This window comes from Streptomyces sp. NPDC005302, assembly GCF_040607345.1.
Classification (GTDB): Bacteria; Actinomycetota; Actinomycetes; order Streptomycetales; family Streptomycetaceae; genus Streptomyces.
On sequence record NZ_JBEXGN010000010.1, the window covers coordinates 217,700 to 236,982 of the forward strand.

Sequence of the window (19,283 nt, forward strand, 5' to 3'; positions counted from 1 at the left end):
TGCCACCGTAGTCACGCCCGGCGCGGGGACAACAGGGGCCCCTGGGAGCCGACTTGTCCGGACGGGACGCGGGTGGGCTACCGCGAGGCCTCCGGTGCCCACACCCGGTCCGCGTAGTCGAGGAAGTTCGTGCCGAGGATCTTCTCGATACGCCTGGAGCTGTAACCCCGCTGCTCCAGCAGGCGGATCAGGTCGCGGAACTGGTCGACTCCGCGGAGGTCGAGCACGAACGGCAGCGTGTCGTCCCGTTCTCCCGCCGCGCCGACGCCGGCCTCGCGCCGCAGGGCCACGTGCTCGGCGAGGTGCGCGCGATAGGTGTCGAGGTCGTCGATGGAGGTGACGGTGCCGTCGGTGCCGATGCCGACGTGGTCCTCGCCGCACACGTTCACCGCGTGGACGATGTGCTCGACGACATCGGCGGCGCTCGCGTGACCGGACGGGTTCAGGAACGGCATGAAGTAGATGCCCACGAACCCGCCGCGCGAGGCCACCAGGCGCAGTTCCTCGTCCGTCTTGTTGCGGGGCAGGTCGGCGACGGCCCGGCAGCCGGTGTGGTTGATCGACACGGGGAGCCGGGCGGCCTTGGCCGCCTCCAGGCAGGTGCGTTCACCGCTGTGGGAGAGGTCGACCATGAGGTGGTGCTCGTCGAGGGCCTCGACGACGCTACGGCCGAACTCGGTCAGGCCCCGGTTCTCGGGAGCCATCGAGCCGTCGCCGATGTGGTTGGCCTGGTTGTACGTGAGCTGGACGACCCGCACGCCCCGCTCGGCGAAGGTGGCGACGCGGCTCGTGTCGTCCCCCACGGCTACCGCGTTCTGGAAGCCGTAGATGACACCGATCCGCCCTTCCTGCCTGGCGCGGTGGACGTCGGCGACCGTACGGACCTTGAGGAGGTCGGCCGCGTTGTCGCGGATGATCCCGTCCCAGACGTCGATCTCGTGCAGCGTGTGCTCGTACGGGGGCAGGTCCCCCATGGTGTAGCCGAGCGTGATGTTGACGGCGGTGAGGCCCGAGGCGTGGGCGTCGGCCAGGGTGCGTGCGTCGATGGTCAGTTGCTCGCTCGAGGGGTTCAGCTCGGCGGCGGCCTCGGCCGACCGGGGAGCGTTCGGGTTGTCGAGCTGCCCGAGCGCGTTGACGATCAGGGGGAGGTCGGTCATCGGGTCTCCTCGGCACGGCGGTTCGGTCCGGGCTCTTCGGCCTCGGGGGACGGGACGGGGGCGGATCGCTCAGCGCCGGCGGCGGTTCCGTCGAACGCTCGGCGCTCGAAGCGGTGGCCCCGCTTCACGGTCAGCGTGACGCTCCGCAGGTTCTCGATGTCCCGCAGCGGATCGTCCGCCAGGACGACGAAGTTGGCGAGCTTGCCGGCTTCGACGCTGCCCATGACGTCCTCGGCTCCGGCGCTGCGGGCCCCGATCAGCGTGGCCGAGCGCAGCACCTGTTCGGGGGACATCCCGCAGCGGCGCACGAGGAAGGACAGCTCGTCGAACAACGCCGGGAAGGGTGCCTCGGGGTCGGTCTCGTAGTCCGTGCCGGTCGCGATGTCCACGCCCGCCCGGTGGGCCTGCGCGGTGAGTACGGCGGCGAGTTCAGTGTTGGCCGCCGCCCGCTCCGCGTCCTCGGGTCCGTCGCCCGCGAGGGCCTCGCTCGCCCACATGCCCGCGGTGGCGTCGAGGACGGTCCCGCGCCGACGCATCAGGGCGAACAGTTCCTCGATGCGCAGGTCGTCGCCGGCGGCGAACCTCTCGTACGCGACGCGAGGTTTGTGCTTGTAGCTCGTGAGGGGTTCGTCCGTGCCCTCGAAGGCGAGCAGGGTGACATGGGAGACGCTGTCCGCGCCGGCGTCGACGATCTCGCCGGGTGAGGCCGGGAAGACGGTCGCGTGGGCCCAGACGGGGACGCCCTGCCGGTGCGCCTCCGCGGTGATCGCGGCGACGGTGGTGCGGTCGAGATCCGCGTACACCTTGATCGCGCTGGCGTGGGTCCCGCGGGCCATCGCGACCGCCAGCGGCAGATCGGTGTCCTTCGTGATCGCCTGCATCCACGGCACGGCGCCCGGCGTCTCGCCCTGCGACACCTGGTGGGTGCGCGGGTCGTCGAAGAAGCCGGGGCCCGCCATGAGCGCGGCGTACCGGATGTCGGGGCCGGGGATCTCACCGACGAGCGTGGCCCGCGCCAGATCTCCGACCTGTCGCAGGTCGTCGGCCATGTCGCGGATGGCCGTGACGCCGCTGTGCACGAGACGGCGGAGCACGGCCTCGGCCGCGGGGCGGTCCGGCGGCGTCGCGATGTGCTGGTGCGCGTCGATCAGTCCCGGCACGACGAAGCTGCCGTCCAGGTCGAAGACCTTTGCGCCGGCGGGCAGTTCCGCGGCGATCGCGGCGTCGTCGCCGACCGCGCGGACGACCTGGCCGTCGACCACGATCGACGTGCCGGGCCGGGCGGGACGCCCAGTCCCGTCGAACAGCGTCGCGCCGCGGTACACCGCGACGGTTCCCTCCACCGCGGGAGCGTGCGGGGCGGGTGCGCCCGAGACCTCGTCCGTCATCTTCACCTCGTCATAGCTCTGCCTGAACCCCGTCGCGGCCGGACTCCGGGCCGGCCGATCGACGCCCGTCCGGGATCTTGTTACGGTGTGCGTAACAAACGTATCGCCGCCCGAAACATGCGCTACCGTACGCTCGCATCCGACGGCATCACAAGGAGGGGCCGGAATTGCCCGCAGAGACACGGACCGCGGTGGACAAGGCCCTCGACCTCGTCGAGGCCGTGGCGCGCGCTGACCGGCCGCCGCGCCTCACCGACCTGGCGGAGGAGGTCGGCCTGCACCGGGCGACCGCCTACCGGGTGCTCGTCGATCTGGTCCGGCGCGGCTGGGTGCTGCGCGCGGGCGATCGCTATCTGCCCGGCACGGCGGTCCTGCGGTTGTCGTCCTCGGCCGCCAGGAACTCGCTCGGAGCGCTCGCCCGGCCGGTGCTCGACACGTTGTCCGAGCGCACCGGCATGATGGTCAACCTCCAGGTGCCGGAGGTCGACCGCTCCCGCGTGATCGACGTCGTACGGCCCGACCGCCTGGCGATGATCAGCCGGCTGATGGGCGAGGCCCTGCCCGTTCACCGGTTCGCCGGTCCGCTCGCCCTGGTCGCCGCACTCGAACCGGCCGACCGGGCCCCCTATGTGCGGGCCGCCGAGGCGGACGGTCACCCGCTGGACGGACCCGACGGGCTGCTGGCCGACATCGACCGGGCCGCGCGCACCGGGTTCGCCGTCGAGTACGGGCGCAACGAACAGCCCGTCGCCTCGCTCGGCCGAGCGGTCGTCACGCGTCCGGGTGCGCCGGTCTGTGCCGTGACCGTGGTCGGTCTGGCCGCGGAGATCGACGAGAACCGGCTCGGCCTGCTCCAGGAGTTGCTGCGCGAGGCGACGGACGAACTCGCCCGGATCCTCTCCGGTCCCGGATCGCCCGCTCCGGCTTCACCGTCTGCGGCTTCAGCGTCCACGTCACCCTCGATCGGCATCGCGCGTCCTGCTTCCGACCGGACGGACTCGGTCCCCGGGGACGCCACGTCCGCGGACTCGGCTTCGGGTACGGGCACTTCGCCCTCTCACGGGACACCTTCGACGGCCGCCGCCGATCCGACCGCAGCCACATCCCCGTCTCCGTCCTCGGAAGGTCCGGCATGAGCGAGATCCGCTTTCTCGACGGCGCGCAGACACGGGCCGCGCTCGATCCGCGGCGGGTCATGGACGCCGTGGCGACGGCCCTGATCGCCGTCAGCCGGGACGAGGTCTCCGCGCCGTCACGGATCGCGGCGCACGCTCCGGGTGGTCTGCTCGGCGCCATGCCCGGTCACGTGCCCGGCCTCGGGCTCGCCGCCAAACTCGTCTCCGTGTTCGGCGACCCCGAACGGCCCGGGCGCAGCAGTCACCTCGGCATCGTCGCGCTGTTCGACGCGGTGGACGGCCGCCCGCTCGCCCTGATGGACGCCGAACCCCTCACCGAGATCCGTACCGCCGCGAGCGCGACCCTCAGCGCCCGCGCCCTGGCCCGCGCGGACGGGGGCCCGGTGGCGGTCGTCGGAACCGGCGCCCAGGCACGGGCCCAGCTGACACTGCTCGCGGCGCTCGACCCCAAGACCCCCGTCCGTGTCGCGGGCCGCGACCCCGAGCGGGTGGCGAGCGCTGCGGCACTGCACCCCGCGGGCCGGGCCGCGCCCGGCATCGAGGACGCCGTGCGCGGGGCCGGGACTGTGTTCTGCTGCACCGGAGCCGTACGGCCCGTGATCGACCGCGACTGGCTCGCCCCCGGCGCGCACGTCAGCTCGGTGGGCGGTTCGCACGGTCCCGAAGTGGACGCGGCAACCGTCCGCGACGCCACCCTCTTCACCGAATGGCCCGGCGCCGCCACGACCCGACCACCGTCCGGCGCGCACGAGTTGCAGGGTCTGCCGCCCGAGCGCCGGGTGACCCCGCTCGGCGCGGTCCTCGCCGGGGACCGGTCCGGTCGCCGCGACGACGTCGAACTCACGCTGTTCAAATCGACCGGGCACGCCGCGCTCGATGTCGCGGCGGCCCACGTCGCGCACGCGGTCGCGGTCGCGGAGGGCTGGGGCACCCGGCTCACCCTCTAGCCGTTCACACGGCGACGTTCCGCACCCACCGACAGGCGAACCCTCAACAGGCCGCCTGTGACCGGGAGTTCATGATGTACGACGGCGACCGGTGCCCGGTGCGGGCTCGGTCCGTTCGGCGCGCACTTCGGCGAGAATCGCCGCCCACACGCGCGGGGGCGGGTTCACGAGAGGTTCGTGGGGAAGGCTGTCGCGGGCCGCCGCCTCTACGCGCTCGAAGGCCCGGGCCCGGTCCCGGCAGGGGTCGCAGTGTCCGAGGTGGTCCAGTTCCTCGGGCGGCCAAGGGGTGCGCGTCCCGTCGAGAACGTGCTGGGCGAGGTCTGCGGGCGGGAGATGGCCCGACAGCGGGGCGCCGCTCATGTGTCACCTCTTCACCTGCCGGAGCCGCCGCGAGGATGTCGCCGGTCCTCGGTCCCCGTGGCGCGAGCAGCGGCTCGCCGACGGGATCCCGGACCGTGACGTCCGTCCTTCGCTCCTGCTTCGCGGCCCGCCCCTCCGCCGGATGCACCGACGGGGTCATGTCCTTTGGCCGCGTGCCCATGGACGCGCTCCGCGCCGCCGGATCACGGGAGTGCCGGACTCCGGCGCGACGCCCTCGGCCTGGCTCCTCCGACGGCGGCCGCCGTCACCTCACGCCCGCAGTCCGTCCTCACGGGAGTCCTGGAGACAGCGGCTCAGGCCGTGCAGCCCACGGCGCGCGTGGCTCTTGACCGTTCCCAGCGGCAGGCCGGTGACCTGGGCGATCTGGGTCTGTGTGAGGTCGTCGTAGAAGGCGAGGCTGAGCACCCGACGCTGGGCAGCGGGGAGCTTCGACAACTCGTGGCCGACCAGCACCCGGTCCAGTACCGCGTCCGGCTCACCGGCCCGGTCCTGGGTGCGCAGCGCCATCACTGCGCCGGCGGCCGCCACCAGGTCGGCACGGCGGGTGCGGGCCGACAGCGCGTCGGCGATCTTGCGTCGGGTGATCCCCACGAACCAGGCCGCGAGGGCGCCGCGCTCGGGCGCGTAGCCGGCCCTCCCCCGCCAGGCGGCCAGGAACACCACCTGGGTGACGTCCTCCGCCTCGGCGGCGTCCCCCAGGGACCGCCGGGCCAGGGTGTACACCAGCCGGCCCCAGCGGTGGTAGGCGGCGGCGAGTGCCTGCTCGTCGCCGCGGACGAACGCGGCGGCGAGTTCCTCGTCGTCGAGCGACTCCTGTACCGGAGCCGCCCACGGAGCGCCGTGCAGCGGCTGCTCGGTGGTCTGCTGTGCGGTCATGGCGACTGCTCCTCGGACCGTGCGGTTGCGTCCCGCCTCCGGTCCTGCGGCCGTTCCTCACGGCAGCACCGTCCCGAAGGCGTCGGGCGTGCCGGGCACACGGTGCGAATCCGCGATTCCGGCCCTGCCACCATCCGCAATATCGATGCACCCCGGCAACTTGCATCGACTTTGCATCGTATTGCTTCGGCCCCGGCGCTCCGGGCCTCGAACCGGCCTCGCTCAGGTGCCGGGAAGCGCCGTCGGGGTACCGAACCGCACCGGCACACCGGGGGCGTACAACACGCTGAACGGCGCCTCGGACGGCTCGGGCAGACCGGCGGCCGCGATGAGCGAGTCGTCCCAGTCGAGCAGGACGCAGCGGCGGAACGTCCACGCCGGATGGGTGTTCGGCAGGTAGTACGACCTCCCGAAGGCCCGTCCGTGCAGTCCCCAGCGGTTGGTCAGGAACTCCTCGACCGGGTCGGGCGCCACCGGGTCGGTCCCGACGTCGAGCCACACCCTGGCCCGCGCGTCGGGCGCGCCGCGGCGGCTGGTGCGGTACAGCAGGCGGGTGTCGAACCACTGGCTGTGGATGCGCGACCACCGGTAGGGAAGCCGGAAGGACGCGTCGGCCGCCAGCACGGGCAGCAGCCGGTCGCACTCCAGCGAACGGAACACCACGCCTCGGCGCCCCTGGGCGTCCCTGCTGTAGAGCCGGACGTTGACTTCGTCGAACGAGCCCAGATACGGCACGGCGGGGGTGCCGCCGAAGGTGAGGTCGCGGAGCCGGAAGAAGACCAGCCCCACGTACGTACGACCGTTGAGGAGGTCGGGCACGGTGCCGGGCGGAAGCAGCCCGGCCACCTGGAAGGGGTCCGCCGGCCAGTGCAGGAACACCAGGTCGCGCCAGTTCTGCCGGAACAGCGTCCTGCGCACCGGCCTCGGCGCGAGCAGCGTGACCGGCTCCACGGGACGCGTGGTCCTGTGGCGCTGTCGGGACACTCCGCTGCCGGGCACGTGACTCCCCGTCCGCCCCTGCTACCGGACCACGTCGAGGGTCGCGCCGGTACCCGGCCGCACCAGCCGGGCGCCGCTCGTGAGCGCCTCGACGATCGCGTCCACCGCGTACTCGACGGGCAGCCCGGCCGGCAGGACGGGAGGAGTCCCGGACACGGCGCGCCGGGCGAAGCCCGTCTCCAGGTGCGGCAGCCGGATCTCCAGAACCGTGGTCCCGGCAGTCCGTTGTTCGCGCCGGACGGCTTGGAGCCACGCGGCGAGGGCCGCCTTCGCCGCGGCGTAGTCCGCCATGCCCGCGGGAGCCCGGTCGACGACGACACCGGTGACCGCCGCGATCACCCCGCCCGGCCGCACGAGGGAGAGCGCGGCCCGCAGGAACGCCGTCGGGGCGAGCGAATCGACGGTGACCAGGTGCTCGGCCACGGCGTCACTCACGTCCTCCGCCCGTCCGAAGGCCACGCTTCCGACGCAGACGACGACCGCGTCCAGCCCGCCGAGTTCGTCGGCCGCCCAGGTCACCGTGCGCGCGCACTCCGCCAGGTCGTACGCGTCGAACGCGTGGGCGGGAGCGTCACCGCAGGCCCGCGACACCCGGGCCAGTGCGACGCGGTCGCGGCCGGCGACGGCCACCGCGGCGCCCCGCTCGTGCAGACGCGACGCCAGAGCGGAGCCGAGCACTCCGGTGGCGCCGGGCACCAGCATCCGCGCACCTCTGATCTGCATGCCGTACCTCCCACGGCCCGGTTCCGCGGGCAGTCCACGGTCGTCTGCCTATTCGGCGGGTGATCGGTGCCCGGATGCGGCGGCGAGGCGCTGCGCTCCAGGCGGTTGCGGGCGGCGGGCTCTGCGGTTGCGGACGTGCGTACGGCGACGGCTCGTCCTCTGCCACCCGTGACCGCCGGCGGTTGCCACCAGCGGTCACGCCCACGCGATCCCGGGGACGCGCCGCCTCAGGCTGCCGGGCCCCCGCCGCCGCACCGGTCACGGGTCGTGACGCCCCGAAGCGGCCCGGAGTCTCAGGGCGCGGCGCTCCGCCGCCGTCATGCCGCCCCACACCCCGTCGTACTCCGCGTTCAGCAGGGCCCAGCTCGCGCACGCGAGCAGCACCGGGCAACGGTGACAGACCGCGCGGGCCTGCTCGATCTGTCCTCTGGACAGGCCGTCCTCACCGAGGGGGAAGAAGAGTTCCGGATCCTCGGTGCGACAGGCAGCCGATTCACGCCAGTTCATGACTCATCCCGTCCTCCGCCGGTCGCCGCGTGCTCGCGGGCAGGTCGTCTCCGCGGTGCTCCTGGCACCGCCCGACCCGGCAGAGGTAGGCATCAATCTAGGCTTTCCCGGCGAATTCGGCCATGCTGGAGAGTGCCTCGGCCGGTTTCGCGCGACAGGCCGGAACTCGCCCTCACGGGCTGCATCCGACCGGTCGCGCGCCGGTGAATTCACCGGGGGCCGGTCCGCTGTACGACGCGGGCCGCCCGGAGGACGACACGGAGGGAGGCCGCCCGTCCCATGAGACTCACCGGACCGGACACCGCCGGAGTGCGGGAACGGCTGGGCAGCGCGCTCTTCGCCCGCGTCGCGGGTCCCGAGGGGCCGAAGAACCGCGCCCGTATCCACGAGACGCCCGGACCCCGCTGGTTCGGCCCGGACCGGCCCATCCGCACGGTGCACGGGGACGCCTCCATGTTCATCGGCGGGCTCTCCGCCCTGCTGCTCCAGTCGCTCCACCCGCTCGCCATGGCAGCCGTCTCCGCCCACTCGGGATTCCGCGGAGACCCCTGGGGACGCCTCCAGCGCACGAGCACCTTCCTCGCGATGACGACGTACGGGACCGCCGAGAGCGCCCAGGAGGCCTGTGCCCGGGTCCGCGCCGTCCACGAGCGGGTCAGCGGGACGACCTCGGAGGGCACGCCCTACCGCGCCGCGGATCCGCATCTGCTCGCGTGGGTCCACGTCGCGGAGGTCGACAGCTTCCTGCGCGCCCACCAGCGGTACGGCGTACGTCCGTTGACCGGGGAGGGATGCGACGGCTACGTCGCCGACACCGCCCGCGTCGCCGCCGCGCTGGGCGTCGCGGACCCGCCGACGAACCGCGCCGAACTCGCCGAGCGGCTGGACTCCTACCGCGGCGAGGTGCGTGCCACGCCGGAGGCACGGGAAGCGGCGCGGTTCCTCCTGCTGAACCCGCCGGTGCCACTCGCCGTGCGCCTCCCGTACGGGGTCCTCGCGGCCAACGCGGTGTCCCTGCTGCCACCCTGGGCCGCCGCCGAACTGCGCCTGCCCCGGCTGCCGTTGGTCGACACCGTGTGCGTCCGGCCGCTCGGCTGCGCCATCACCTCGGTCGTCCGCTGGGCCATGGCGCCGTCGCGCCCGACCGCCTCTGCCCCGGCGTCCGCCGGGTGAACCGCGGCCACGACGGCACGCGGGTCCCGGCCGGCCGTTCCCTCCCCTGCCGAACCCGGGGACCGAATCGCCGCAGTCCGTCCCGTCGAGGAACCGACCCCGAAAGACTGTCCCCGTGTTGAGAAACCTGCCGGCCCTACCTCCTGACTTCGTGGGGCGCGAGGACGAACTCGCCCACCTCGCCAAGGCGTTGCACGAGCATCGCGTGGTCACCCTGACCGGGGCCGGCGGTGTGGGCAAGAGCCGTCTGGCGCTTCACGCGGCGGACCGGCACCTCGGCAGCGGCGGGGGCGGAGCTGCCTGGACGGACCTCTGGCCGCTGCGGGACGACCGGCTTCTCGTCGCCACCGTGGCCGACGCGGTGGACTTCTCCGACCACACCACGAGCATGGCGATGGACTCCCTGGTCGACTGGCTGTCCGGCAAGGACGTCCTGCTCGTGCTGGACTCCTGCGAGCACCTGGTCGGACCGTGTCGCCGCATGGTGGCCCGCCTGCTGCTCTCCTGCCCCCGGCTGACCGTCCTCGCGACCAGCAGGGAACCGCTCGGCGTACCCGGTGAACACCTGGTCGCCGTCGATCCGTTGCCGCCCATGACGGACGCCGTCGAGATGTTCTGCCGACGGGCCGCGGCCGCGGGCACCCCGGTGTCGGCCCCGGCCGACATGGTGACCGTGGCCCGGCTGTGCCAGCGGCTCGAAGGGATGCCCCTGGCGGTGGAACTGATCGCCGGTCAACTGACGCAGCGCACGGTCGCGGAGGTCGATCTGGAACTCGGCCTGCTTCTGGACATCGCGGCCGACACCGTCCTCGCCGGGCCGCCGCGGCACCGCGCGGTACGCACCACGATCGGCTGGAGCCACGAGCTGTGCACGCCCGCCGAACGCCTCCTGTGGGCCCGGATGTCGGTGTTCCGGGACGACGTGGACGCGCACACGGCACGCACCGTGTGCGCCGGTGGTCCGCTCGCGGCGGAGGACGTCGACAGCGCCCTCGACGGCCTGTTGAGGAAATCGGTACTGACGCGCGTCGGCGGCGGCCACCGGATGCTCGACACCGTCCGGGAGTACGGCACCATGTGGCTCGAACAGCTCGGCGAGGAAACCGAGTTGGCGCGGCGGCACGCGGACCACTTCCTGGCGATGGCCCGCGCGTCCCACGACAGCTGGCTGGGCGATCGGCAGGCCCACTGGTACGCACGGCTCGACGCGGCGCACACCGATCTGTGCGCGGCGCTCGACCACCTCCTCGACGACCGGCCCGACACGGCCCTCGATCTGATCGGGCTGCTCGGATTCCCGTGGAGCTGCTGCGGCCATCTGCGGGATGCCTCGGCCTACCTGGAGGACGCCCTGGCCCTGTCCGATGCCTCCGGCCCGGAACGCACCCGGGCCCTGTGGGCACTGGGCGTGACCCGCGTCCTGCGCGGTGAGCACGAACCGGCCAGGCAGCTCGCCGAGTTCTGCCAACGGCGTGCGGACCTCCAGGACGACGTGGAGGGAACGCTGCACGCCACGTATCTGCTGGGCCTGGCCCATCTCCTCCAGGGCCGCCCCATGACGGCCCGGCACCACGTGGACGGCGCTCTGCTGGGCGCGGGCGGGACCGCGTTCACCTCGGCGGGGCACCTCCTGTGCCATCTGGTGCGGGTCTTCGCCCTGACGGCCGAGGGCCTGCTCGACGACGCCCGCCGGGAGGCGGAGGAACTGCGGCGGGGCTGCGTGGAGCGCGGTGAGTGGTGGACCCGCTCCTACGCCGACTACCAGTTGGCGCTCATCGCCCTGTTCGCCGACCGACCCGAGGACGCCTCCGCCCACGCCCTCTCGATGCTGGACGGCAAGCGCCGTATCGGGGACAGCTTCGGTCTCGCGCTCGGCCTCGACCTGCTCGCCTCCGCACTGGCCGCGCAGGGCGCGGGAGAACGGGCGGTCGCCGCGTTCGGCGCCGGCGAGACGTACTGGAGCGCGGTGGGCCATCCACAGCGCGGCACGCCCGAACTCGGTCCGGTCCGCGAACGCTACGAGGACACAGCCCGTTCCCTGCTGGGCGACGACGGGTACGAGGAGGCACTCCTGCGCTCGGTGCTCTCCGACCCGGAAACGGTGCTGCGGCAGCTCCTCGACCGTTCCGCCCCGGGATCCTGAGGCCGGGGTCGCCGTCCGGGGTGCCGTCCCGGCGTCCGCGCGGTCCGGCGTGGGCGGCGGCCGGTGCGCCGCCGGGTACTGGGCGCGTCGTCGCCCCGAAGATGCGACCTCACCCGTTCGGGCGGACGGTGGAGAGATGGCACATCCACTCGTACCACCAGGCGAGACCCCGCCCGCCGAGGGCTCCATCGCGGAAGCGCATCAGGAGCGCCCGGACGGCGGGATCTGGGAACACCCCTATTTCTGGCTCGGACTGATCGTCATCGGCTCGCTGGTCGTCGCCGCCTTCTTCGTGGCCAGGATCAGCGGCCTCTGACCCCGCGCACGCGTCCTCCCCGCGGAGCCGTCGCGCTCCGCGGGGAGGACGCGCTGCCGTGCGCGGACGGGTGACGCGGCCTCGGTGTGCCAGTAGCGGCGCGCGAGACCCCGGCATGGCAGGACGCGCGGCCTCCTCCGCCCGTCGGCCGTCCCTCATCCCGCGTCGACCCGTGGACCCGTGGACCCGTGGAAGGCTTCTTCTCCGCACACAGGTCGCCGTCGCTGCATCCGTCCCGCGTCCCCCGGCCGAAGGAGGGGTGAGCCCGGCGGACCAGCCGGTCCCGGACGGCTTCGGAAGCGAGGCGAGCCCCTGCCATGACCTGCTGCCGCCGTGCGCCGGAGCCCGCCGCCGCGAACCGGGCCGCACCCGCCGACCGATGCGCGCCCATCGGGCCCGCCGCGTCCCGGGAGGTCGGCCCATGGGACTGAGTGCTCGCGCGGACGCGGACACCGAGGGCCCCGACGCGGGAGTGACCACCGGCTTCCTCGCCCGGAAGCTCGGAGTGTCGCCGACCACACTGCGGTCCTGGGACCGCCGGTACGGGCTCGGTCCAGCGGTGCGCCCGGACGGACGGCACCGTCGCTGGTCCCCGGAAGACGTCGCCATGGTGCAGGAGATGTGCCGGCTGACGGCGGTCGGTCTGCCTCCCGCCGAGGCCGCGCGCGCCGCGAAGGAGACGGCGCGGGACGGTGGTCCCGGCTCCGCTCTCGCGGTCGCGCGGCAGCCGGCCGGCGTCCGCTTCCCGGAACGGTCGTCGGCCGCGCCCCCGGAGAAGGAGCTCAAGGCCTCGCGGTCTCCCTCCGGTCTCCCGCTCGGGGACGTGCGTCAGGAATGCCGGGGCCTCGCGCGGGCCGCCGTACGCCTGGACGCCTCCGCGATCCAGGAGCAGCTGACGTCGGCGGTGCGGGTGCACGGCCTGATCAAGGCCTGGGAGGAGGTCATGGTGCCCACCCTGCGCGCGGTGGGCCGTAAGTGGGAGTCGTCGGGCGACCGGTACGTCGAGGTCGAACACCTGCTGTCCTGGCACGTCTCCGCGACGCTGCGGCACGTGTACGTGTCCGCGGCGGGCCACGGACGGGACGACGGCGCCTCGCCCGTCCTGCTCGCCTGTCTTCCCGGCGAACCGCACACCCTGCCACTGGAGGCGCTCAACGCCGCACTGGCCGAACACGGGATCCCGGTCCTCATGCTCGGCGGTGCCGTGCCGCCGGAGGCACTGATGACGGCGTTCCACCGGGTCGGCCCCTCGGCGGTGGTGCTGTGGTCGCAATCGTCGGACACGGCGAACCTGCCGCTGGCCCGGCACATCGCCGCCACCCGCTGGGGTGTCCGGGGTGCCCGGACACAGAGCCAGGTCCTGCTGAGCGGACCGGGCTGGGGCAGACAGTCGGGGCCGGGCCTGCTGCGCCCCCGCCACCTGGCCGACGCGCTGCGCCTGATCGCCGCGCGCGAGAACTGACCTTCCCGGGGCACCACCACCGTCGGGGTCGCGCCGCCGTACGCTCCCCCGCCCCGCCCCGCTCACCGTTCCCGGCCCCCGTCCCGCTACGTCCGCAGGAACGCGGCCAGACCCTCCAACAGCCGTGCCACGTCGTCCTTGTCGTTGTAGGGAGACAGGCCGACGCGCAGTCCGCCGGTGTCACCGAGACCGAGGTGCCGGGACGCCTCCAGGGCGTAGAACGATCCCGCGGGCGCGTGCACACCGCGGTCCGCCAGGAACCGGTAGGCGTCGGCCGCGTCCCGGTCCTCGAACGTCAGCAGCAGAGTGGGCGTGCGGTCGGCGGCCCGGGAGTGGACGGTCACGCCGGGAAGGGCGTCCAGCCCCGCCTCCACTTCCCCACGCAGCGCCTCCTCGTGACGCTCGACGGCCGCGAAGGCGGACCTGAGCCGGTCCCTGCGTCCGCCCGTCGCGTCCGGCCCGAGGCCGGCCAGGAGGTCGACGGCGGCGGTGGTACCGGCCAGCACCTCATAGGGCAGCGTGCCCAGTTCGAAGCGCTCGGGCACGGCCTCGGTGGACGGCAGCAGCTTGTCCGGCCGCAGTTCCTCCAGGAGATGCGGGGAAGCGACCAGGACGCCGTGGTGCGGGCCGAGGAACTTGTACGGCGAGCAGACGAAGAGGTCCGCGCCGAGCCGGGCGAGGTCCACGAACGCGTGGGCGGCGTAGTGCACTCCGTCCACGTGGAGCAGGGCCCGGGGGCGGCGGTGGACGAGCTCGGCGATCGCCGCGATGTCGGGGACCGTGCCGATCAGGTTCGACGCGGCGGTCACGGCGACGAGCCGGGTGCGGTCGGACAGCAGATCACCCACGGCCGCGGGCGGCAGCTCACCCGTCGCCGGGTCGAAGTCGGCCCAGCGCACCACGGCGTCGGCGCGCGCCGCCGCCTGGATCCAGGGGCGGATGTTCGCGTCGTGGTCGAGCCGGCTGACCACGACCTCGTCACCGGGCGCCCAGTCCTTCGCCAGGGTGTGCGCGAAGTCGTACGTGAGCTGGGTGGCGCTGCGGCCGAAGACGACGCCGGAGGGATCACCGCCCACCAGATCGGCCATCGCCTCCCGGAACTCGCGCACGCAGGTCTCCGCGTTAGCCTCTCCCGGCGTCAGCCGTCCCCTGATGGAGAGCGGACCCGTGAGCGCGTCGGCGATCGCCCGGGCGACGCGGGCCGGGGTCTGCGTTCCGCCCGGGCCGTCGAAGTGGGCGACACCGGACTGCAGGGCGGGGATCTCGGCGCGCAGCGCACCGACGTCGAAGGTCACTCGGGCTCCTCACGGGCGGGTCGCACCCCGCGCCGGGCCGGACCCAGGACACGCTCGGGCGGGCCGGAGCCGGTGTCCGGACGGGGCACACGGTGTCCGACGATCATCGCAGGACGGCCGCCGGACGGGGAGGGCGCCTTCGCCGCCTGGGCGGGCGTCCCGGGGGGGGCTCACCAACCCAGCGTTCCGGGGGCTCCCTTGAACGGTCCGCGGATCTCCGCGGTGATCCAGCCGCCGTAGAAGTCGCCCTCCTGTGCCGTGACCGTCTCGCCGTCGACCGTGCACCGGTCGACCCGCGTGGGGTAGAAGGCGAAGTGCCCGGCGAGGGGGGCGTACGCGTGCACCGGCTCGGGGTAGCTCCACGCGGCGCTCGGCCGGACGTCGGAGCCGACGGCCAGGTCCCAGTACGCGGCGGGGCCTTTCCACTCGCACCAACTGCGTTCCGTGGTGGGGCGGAGCAGGTCGGTGCGCACGTCGTCCGGCGGCAGGTAGAAGACCGGAGGGTGGCTGGTCTCCAGTACCCGGAGGGCTCGGGTGCTCTCCGCGACCCGTACTCCGGCGCACTCGACGACGACGAGCCGGTCGTCCTGCCGCGTCGCCGGGGGACGCGGGTAGTCCCACACCGATTCGGGACTCCGGTTTCCGTGCGGTGCCATGGCCACTCCTGTCCGGGACGGGACGCCGCGCTCGTCCTGCCCGGCCGGCGTCACGAGGACTTCGGGGATGACCGTGACCGCGGATGCACGGCGGGGCGGGCGCCGGGCCGGACGGGCTCCCGGTGCGCGACGAACGGCTCGGGGCCGGCGTCCGGAGAATTCCGGTGCCGGCCCCGAGCCGTGAGTCATCGGTGCGCTGCGGGAGTACGGACTCCTCAGGCGTGTCGGTGCGAACGACGGTTGCCCGTCAGCACCCGGTACAGAATCAGCAGGATCAGCGATCCGACGATGGCGGCGATCCACGTCGACACCTCGAAGAAGCCGTCGACCGAGTCGACGTTGAAGATGACCTTGCCCAGCCAGCCGCCCAGCAGACCGCCGGCGATGCCGATCAGCATGGTGATGATGATGCCGCCCGGGTCCTTGCCCGGCAGGAGCAGCTTGGCGATGGCACCGGCAAGCAACCCGATCAGAATCCAAGCGATGATGCCCACAGTTCCTCCACCGTCCGTACAGGATGTGACTTCCTCAGTCCGTGTGCGCCGAACTGGCCGACACAAACCTTCGAATCTCAAACCGTTGCCTTCTGGTCGGCCGTCGCGGCCTCGCTCAGCTCGGCCGCGAACTGCGCTCCCGCCAGCAGCGCGAGGTTGGACAGCCACAGCCAGACGAGGAAGACGACGAGCCCCGCGAGTGAGCCGTAGAGCCTGCTGTAGGTGCCGAACATGGAGGCGTACACGGCGAATCCCGCGGAGACCACCAGCCAGAGGAACGCCGCGAGGATGCCGCCGGGCAGGCTGTAGCGGCGTCGGCGGGCGACCACGGGGCCCGTGTGGAAGACGACGACGACCAACAGGGCGACCAGGCAGAGCAACAGGGGCCAGCGGAGCACACCCCACGCCACGGCCACCTGGCCGTCGAGGCCGAAGACCCGGCCCGTGGCCTCGGCCACCGGGCCCGTCAGCAGCAGCACGAGTGCGCTGACGACGAGCAGTCCGAGCAGCGCCAGCGCGGTCAGTACCAGGCGGTGCGCGGTACGCCAGGCCGAACGGCGGTCCGCCACGTCGTGCATCCGGTGCAGGGCTCGGCGGAACACGGCGAGATAGCTGGAGGCCGACCAGAGCGCGCTGGCCGCCCCCGCGACGAGCAGGGTCCAGGCCGCCGACCGCTGCCGCAGCATCTCCCCCAGCGCCTGGTGCAGTTCCGCCCCCGACTGGGCGGGCGCGTACGCCGTGACGTGGGCGATGAACTGCTCCGCGGTGTCCGGACTGATCAGGCCGAAGGCGACGACCATGACGAGCATCGCCGGCAGGACGGCGAGGATCGCGTAGTACGTCAGCGCGGCGGCCCAGTCGGAGATGTCGTCGTTCCACATCGACACCGGGGTGCGGCGCAGCGCCGGCCACCACAGGCCGGGACGGGGGCGGGGCAGCCGGGTGGGCCGCACCGTCTCGATGGCGCCGTTGGGCCCCGACTCAGCGGACATGCGCGGTCCCTTGCGAACGGCTGCTGATCCGTACGTGGGTGAGGACCCGGCACGGGGCGGCCGCGGCCCGTGCTTCCTCCATGAGCGCGGCCAGGGTCAAGAGAACTCCGTTCGGTGCTGTGTCCGCGGTGAGCCGGACGTGGGCGCGGACGTACAGCCGTCCACGTCGGGCGCGGACGGCGACGCGGCTGTGGGCGACGCCGGGGACGGCGGACGTACGCCGGGTGAGCAGGTCTGCGAGGGCCCGGGTCCGCAGGACGGCACCCCGGGAGGTGAGGGCCACGCGCGGGCGGGTGCCGCCGCCGATCCGGCTCGCCGCCCAGAGGAGGCAGAGGAGCGCGGCGAGGGTTGTCGCGGCGGCGACCGCCGGAACCCACCAGGTGGTGTCGCGCAGTTCGGCCAGCCGGCCGGCGGAGACCCACACGGCGTCGGCGTCCGCCTTCGGCCACCACCCCGGCATCCGGTCGGCCACGGACGCGCCGGCGGTCGCCGACCAGATGCCGGCCGACAGCAGGACGAGTCCCGCGGTGGCCAGTGCGGCACGGTTGACCGTGCCGGACGGCTGTTCCATCACGCCTCGCTTCCGGCGGGCCGAGCGGTTTCGGCACGGGCCGGCGGGTCCGCCGGCCGAGGCCCGGAGAACCGCGGCTCCGCTGAGGGGTGTTCCACGGATCGCGGTCCCGCATGCGCGGGTCCCACGGTCAGGGGCGCACGGGCCCCGGGTTCGTGCGGTCCGGGTTCACCCGTGCGGGGTTCCGCCGGCCGGGGGTCGGGCGATCCGGCTTCCGGGCGGGGCGGCTGCCAGGCCGGAGTCGGCCGGACCGTGACGCGCAGGCGCGGAGCCCGGCGCAACGCGCAGTCGTCCAGGGCCCGCCGGGCCGCGGCCACGGCCGCCGCGGCGGTGGCGTCCCGCTCGCCGAAGGCCAGTGCGGCCCGGACGCGGGCGCGCCCGCGTCCGACGCGTACCCGTACGTGTTCGGTCCCGGGTACGTCCGCGACGGCGTCGCGGATCACCGAGGCCACCGCCCTGCGGTCCACCGCGGCGTTCAGGCCGGGTGGGGCAGCGGCCAGCAGGCCTCGGCGGCCCGGTGTCAGAGCGAGCACGCACAGCCAGAGGCCGGCTACCGCGAGGACGATCCCGAACGCGACCGGCAGATCCGCCGGACCGCGTTGTTCCAGCGTGTCCAGGAGCCCTGTCCGCCAGGCGGCGGCCGGGCGCCCGGCGAGATGGACCCGCAGCACGTCGACGGCGACCGCGCCGCAGCCGAGGGCCACCGCGAGAGCGAGTCCCACGGCGGGGACGCGGCGTGCCGACCAGTGGCGCCGGGGTGTGCGGCCGGACGCGGGGGGCTTCGCGAGCGCGGGTGCGGATGCGGACGGTCGGGCCGGAGCGGTGAGTCCGGTCACGGTGAGCCTCGCGGGCTGTACCCGCAGGCCGGTGAGCCGACCGGTCCGGTCCGTCACATGCCGCTCGACGCGCTCGGCGGTCGCCGCGAGCGGCGCCGGGTAAGGGAGGGTGACGCCGAGCGACACCACGGCCGTCCGGCCGCGTACGGCTGCGGAGCCGCGGGCGGACGGACGCAGCTGACCCGGCAGGGCCTCGGCGGCCGCGCGCTCGGCGATCTTGCGTACGGCCTTCTCCGAGACGGTGGTGGTGCCGCGCACCGCCGCGTCCGTCATCGGTTCCTCCGCTCGAAGAGGTCCCGGAGGTCCTCACGACGGACCCCGCCCTCCAGGTAGCGGCCCACGCCGTAGCCGACCGCGCCGAGCGCCGTCACCAGCAGGAACGCGCCGAACCCGCCGAAGTAGCCGGCGAACGCCAGGGCCATGCCCGTGAACATGCCGACGATTGCTCTGCTCATTCCTCACCTCTCACCGCCGGCCGGGCCGGCGTCCTCGGCCGCGGGTCTGTCCAAGGCCGATCGGGGCTCTCATTCCACGCGCGAGTCCCCGTACGCCTCCTCACCGTCGTCCTCCGGAAGATGCACGTCGTTGACCGTGACGTTCACCTCCACGACCTCCAGGCCGGTGATGCGCTCCACCGCGGAGACGACGTTCTCGCGCACGTCGCGGGCGACGTCGGTGATGGGCACCCCGTACTCGACCACGAGGTCGAGGTCGATCGCGGTCTGCCGCTCGCCGACCTCGACCTTCACCCCGCGGCCCACGTTCGGCCGGCCGCCGGGCACACGGTCGCGCACGGCGCCGATGGTGCGGGACAGCCCGCCGCCCATGTCGTACACACCGGGGATCTCCCGCGCGGCGATTCCGGCGATCTTCACGACGACGACGTCGGCGATGGACGTCCTGCCCCGGCTGTCGGCCGGCGCGCCCGCGCCGGACAGGCCACCGCTCAGGGTGGTCGATCCGGTGGCCCCGCCGCCGCCTGCCACTCGTGCCGACGACGCGGGCTCGGGGCGGGAGGGGACGGTCTCGCGGCGGGACTCCGGTGCCGTCTGCTGGGTAGTCATGACGATCTCCCACTTCACTCGGTGTGAACTGCCTTCTCCACGACAGACCCGGCCCGGGCCGTTCTGTTACGCGGCCCGACCACGTTCTCTTTCCGAAGTACGTCCTCCGCGGCCGGAGACGAGGACGGAACGGGTGCATCCACGGCCGCCACGGGTGCGTAACAGGG

General features: G+C 73.6%; 21 protein-coding genes. 6 read left to right on the top strand and 15 right to left on the bottom strand.

Going from position 1 to position 19,283, the window contains the following annotated elements; all coding sequences use genetic code 11:
* Nucleotides 1–77 precede the first annotated feature (77 nt).
* On the bottom strand, nt 78–1,157 hold the full coding sequence (locus tag ABZT74_RS17775; RefSeq protein ID WP_356435962.1) for a membrane dipeptidase: 1,080 nt from the start codon (nt 1,155–1,157) through the stop codon (nt 78–80).
* Nucleotides 1,154–2,545: an amidohydrolase family protein gene (locus ABZT74_RS17780; protein WP_356435964.1), complete on the bottom strand. Its 1,392-nt coding sequence runs from the start codon at nt 2,543–2,545 to the stop codon at nt 1,154–1,156. Before ABZT74_RS17780 ends, ABZT74_RS17775 begins: the two co-directional genes overlap by 4 nt.
* 167 nt (nt 2,546–2,712) lie before the next feature.
* Between ABZT74_RS17780 and ABZT74_RS17785 the strand changes: the two genes are divergently transcribed.
* Both ABZT74_RS17785 and ABZT74_RS17790 read left to right on the top strand, forming a co-directional pair.
* Nucleotides 2,713–3,681: an IclR family transcriptional regulator gene (locus ABZT74_RS17785; protein ID WP_356171384.1), complete on the top strand. Its 969-nt coding sequence runs from the start codon at nt 2,713–2,715 to the stop codon at nt 3,679–3,681.
* Nucleotides 3,678–4,628 carry an ornithine cyclodeaminase family protein gene (locus ABZT74_RS17790; protein ID WP_356171382.1) on the top strand — a complete coding sequence of 317 codons (951 nt, stop codon included), beginning with the start codon at nt 3,678–3,680 and terminating at the stop codon, nt 4,626–4,628. Before ABZT74_RS17785 ends, ABZT74_RS17790 begins: the two co-directional genes overlap by 4 nt.
* A 69-nt stretch (nt 4,629–4,697) precedes the next feature.
* Here ABZT74_RS17790 and ABZT74_RS17795 read toward each other — a convergent pair whose 3' ends face one another.
* From ABZT74_RS17795 to ABZT74_RS17815, 5 genes are all read right to left on the bottom strand, one after another.
* A complete protein-coding gene (locus tag ABZT74_RS17795) occupies nt 4,698–4,988 on the bottom strand; it encodes a hypothetical protein (RefSeq protein WP_356435967.1) in 291 nt (96 codons plus the stop codon).
* 270 nt (nt 4,989–5,258) lie between these two features.
* Nucleotides 5,259–5,885, bottom strand: a complete 627-nt coding sequence (locus ABZT74_RS17800; RefSeq protein WP_356171377.1) for a sigma-70 family RNA polymerase sigma factor — start codon at nt 5,883–5,885, stop codon at nt 5,259–5,261.
* A gap of 222 nt (nt 5,886–6,107) precedes the next feature.
* A complete protein-coding gene (locus ABZT74_RS17805) occupies nt 6,108–6,836 on the bottom strand; it encodes a DUF2071 domain-containing protein (RefSeq protein WP_356435969.1) in 729 nt (242 codons plus the stop codon).
* A gap of 69 nt (nt 6,837–6,905) precedes the next feature.
* Nucleotides 6,906–7,607, bottom strand: a complete 702-nt coding sequence (locus ABZT74_RS17810; RefSeq protein ID WP_356435972.1) for an SDR family oxidoreductase — start codon at nt 7,605–7,607, stop codon at nt 6,906–6,908.
* A 258-nt stretch (nt 7,608–7,865) separates the two neighbouring features.
* The gene (locus ABZT74_RS17815; RefSeq protein ID WP_356171369.1) at nt 7,866–8,114 is read right to left on the bottom strand and encodes a WhiB family transcriptional regulator; all 249 of its coding nucleotides are present in this window, start codon (nt 8,112–8,114) and stop codon (nt 7,866–7,868) included.
* A gap of 279 nt (nt 8,115–8,393) precedes the next feature.
* Here ABZT74_RS17815 and ABZT74_RS17820 point away from each other — a divergent pair, with 279 nt between their 5' ends.
* The 4 genes from ABZT74_RS17820 to ABZT74_RS17835 all read left to right on the top strand — a co-directional run bounded on the left by ABZT74_RS17820 (nt 8,394) and on the right by ABZT74_RS17835 (nt 13,208).
* On the top strand, nt 8,394–9,287 hold the full coding sequence (locus ABZT74_RS17820) for an oxygenase MpaB family protein (RefSeq protein ID WP_356435975.1): 894 nt from the start codon (nt 8,394–8,396) through the stop codon (nt 9,285–9,287).
* Between the two features lie 115 nt (nt 9,288–9,402).
* Nucleotides 9,403–11,430 (top strand): regulator, encoded by a 2,028-nt coding sequence (locus ABZT74_RS17825; RefSeq protein WP_356435978.1) that lies wholly within the window; start codon nt 9,403–9,405, stop codon nt 11,428–11,430.
* Nucleotides 11,431–11,566: 136 nt separating this feature from the next.
* Nucleotides 11,567–11,746 carry a DUF6480 family protein gene (locus tag ABZT74_RS17830; RefSeq protein ID WP_356435981.1) on the top strand — a complete coding sequence of 60 codons (180 nt, stop codon included), beginning with the start codon at nt 11,567–11,569 and terminating at the stop codon, nt 11,744–11,746.
* A gap of 421 nt (nt 11,747–12,167) precedes the next feature.
* The gene (locus ABZT74_RS17835; protein ID WP_356435984.1) at nt 12,168–13,208 is read left to right on the top strand and encodes a MerR family transcriptional regulator; all 1,041 of its coding nucleotides are present in this window, start codon (nt 12,168–12,170) and stop codon (nt 13,206–13,208) included.
* 86 nt (nt 13,209–13,294) lie between these two features.
* Here ABZT74_RS17835 and ABZT74_RS17840 read toward each other — a convergent pair whose 3' ends face one another.
* The 8 genes from ABZT74_RS17840 to ABZT74_RS17875 form a co-directional block, all read right to left on the bottom strand.
* Nucleotides 13,295–14,503, bottom strand: a complete 1,209-nt coding sequence (locus tag ABZT74_RS17840; protein WP_356435987.1) for a cysteine desulfurase-like protein — start codon at nt 14,501–14,503, stop codon at nt 13,295–13,297.
* Nucleotides 14,504–14,673: 170 nt separating this feature from the next.
* Nucleotides 14,674–15,159, bottom strand: a complete 486-nt coding sequence (locus tag ABZT74_RS17845; RefSeq protein ID WP_356435990.1) for a DUF427 domain-containing protein — start codon at nt 15,157–15,159, stop codon at nt 14,674–14,676.
* Between the two features lie 215 nt (nt 15,160–15,374).
* Nucleotides 15,375–15,653 carry a GlsB/YeaQ/YmgE family stress response membrane protein gene (locus ABZT74_RS17850; protein WP_081222608.1) on the bottom strand — a complete coding sequence of 93 codons (279 nt, stop codon included), beginning with the start codon at nt 15,651–15,653 and terminating at the stop codon, nt 15,375–15,377.
* A 77-nt stretch (nt 15,654–15,730) separates the two neighbouring features.
* Nucleotides 15,731–16,645, bottom strand: coding sequence for a YihY/virulence factor BrkB family protein (locus tag ABZT74_RS17855; RefSeq protein ID WP_356171352.1), 915 nt, complete (start codon nt 16,643–16,645; stop codon nt 15,731–15,733).
* Nucleotides 16,635–17,216, bottom strand: coding sequence for a hypothetical protein (locus ABZT74_RS17860; RefSeq protein WP_356435993.1), 582 nt, complete (start codon nt 17,214–17,216; stop codon nt 16,635–16,637). Before ABZT74_RS17860 ends, ABZT74_RS17855 begins: the two co-directional genes overlap by 11 nt.
* Entirely contained in the window at nt 17,216–18,325 is a 1,110-nt protein-coding gene (locus tag ABZT74_RS17865; protein WP_356435996.1) for a DUF6286 domain-containing protein, read from the bottom strand. The genes ABZT74_RS17860 and ABZT74_RS17865 overlap by 1 nt, the downstream gene beginning before the upstream one ends.
* Entirely contained in the window at nt 18,322–18,507 is a 186-nt protein-coding gene (locus ABZT74_RS17870) for a hypothetical protein (RefSeq protein ID WP_356436000.1), read from the bottom strand. Before ABZT74_RS17870 ends, ABZT74_RS17865 begins: the two co-directional genes overlap by 4 nt.
* 69 nt (nt 18,508–18,576) lie before the next feature.
* The gene (locus ABZT74_RS17875; protein WP_356171341.1) at nt 18,577–19,116 is read right to left on the bottom strand and encodes an Asp23/Gls24 family envelope stress response protein; all 540 of its coding nucleotides are present in this window, start codon (nt 19,114–19,116) and stop codon (nt 18,577–18,579) included.
* Between the last annotated feature and the right edge of the window lie 167 nt (nt 19,117–19,283).

Bases quoted from the DNA above. Each gene is read 5' to 3' on its own strand.
- ABZT74_RS17775 (WP_356435962.1), bottom strand. From the start codon at position 1,157: ATGACCGACCTCCCCCTGATCGTCAACGCGCTCGGGCAGCTCGACAAC.
- ABZT74_RS17780 (WP_356435964.1), bottom strand. From the start codon at position 2,545: ATGACGGACGAGGTCTCGGGCGCACCCGCCCCGCACGCTCCCGCGGTG.
- ABZT74_RS17790 (WP_356171382.1), top strand. From the start codon at position 3,678: ATGAGCGAGATCCGCTTTCTCGACGGCGCGCAGACACGGGCCGCGCTC.
- ABZT74_RS17795 (WP_356435967.1), bottom strand. From the start codon at position 4,988: ATGAGCGGCGCCCCGCTGTCGGGCCATCTCCCGCCCGCAGACCTCGCC.
- ABZT74_RS17800 (WP_356171377.1), bottom strand. From the start codon at position 5,885: ATGACCGCACAGCAGACCACCGAGCAGCCGCTGCACGGCGCTCCGTGG.
- ABZT74_RS17810 (WP_356435972.1), bottom strand. From the start codon at position 7,607: ATGCAGATCAGAGGTGCGCGGATGCTGGTGCCCGGCGCCACCGGAGTG.
- ABZT74_RS17815 (WP_356171369.1), bottom strand. From the start codon at position 8,114: ATGAACTGGCGTGAATCGGCTGCCTGTCGCACCGAGGATCCGGAACTC.
- ABZT74_RS17820 (WP_356435975.1), top strand. From the start codon at position 8,394: ATGAGACTCACCGGACCGGACACCGCCGGAGTGCGGGAACGGCTGGGC.
- ABZT74_RS17830 (WP_356435981.1), top strand. From the start codon at position 11,567: ATGGCACATCCACTCGTACCACCAGGCGAGACCCCGCCCGCCGAGGGC.
- ABZT74_RS17835 (WP_356435984.1), top strand. From the start codon at position 12,168: ATGGGACTGAGTGCTCGCGCGGACGCGGACACCGAGGGCCCCGACGCG.
- ABZT74_RS17845 (WP_356435990.1), bottom strand. From the start codon at position 15,159: ATGGCACCGCACGGAAACCGGAGTCCCGAATCGGTGTGGGACTACCCG.
- ABZT74_RS17855 (WP_356171352.1), bottom strand. From the start codon at position 16,645: ATGTCCGCTGAGTCGGGGCCCAACGGCGCCATCGAGACGGTGCGGCCC.
- ABZT74_RS17860 (WP_356435993.1), bottom strand. From the start codon at position 17,216: ATGGAACAGCCGTCCGGCACGGTCAACCGTGCCGCACTGGCCACCGCG.
- ABZT74_RS17865 (WP_356435996.1), bottom strand. From the start codon at position 18,325: ATGACGGACGCGGCGGTGCGCGGCACCACCACCGTCTCGGAGAAGGCC.
- ABZT74_RS17870 (WP_356436000.1), bottom strand. From the start codon at position 18,507: ATGAGCAGAGCAATCGTCGGCATGTTCACGGGCATGGCCCTGGCGTTC.
- ABZT74_RS17875 (WP_356171341.1), bottom strand. From the start codon at position 19,116: ATGACTACCCAGCAGACGGCACCGGAGTCCCGCCGCGAGACCGTCCCC.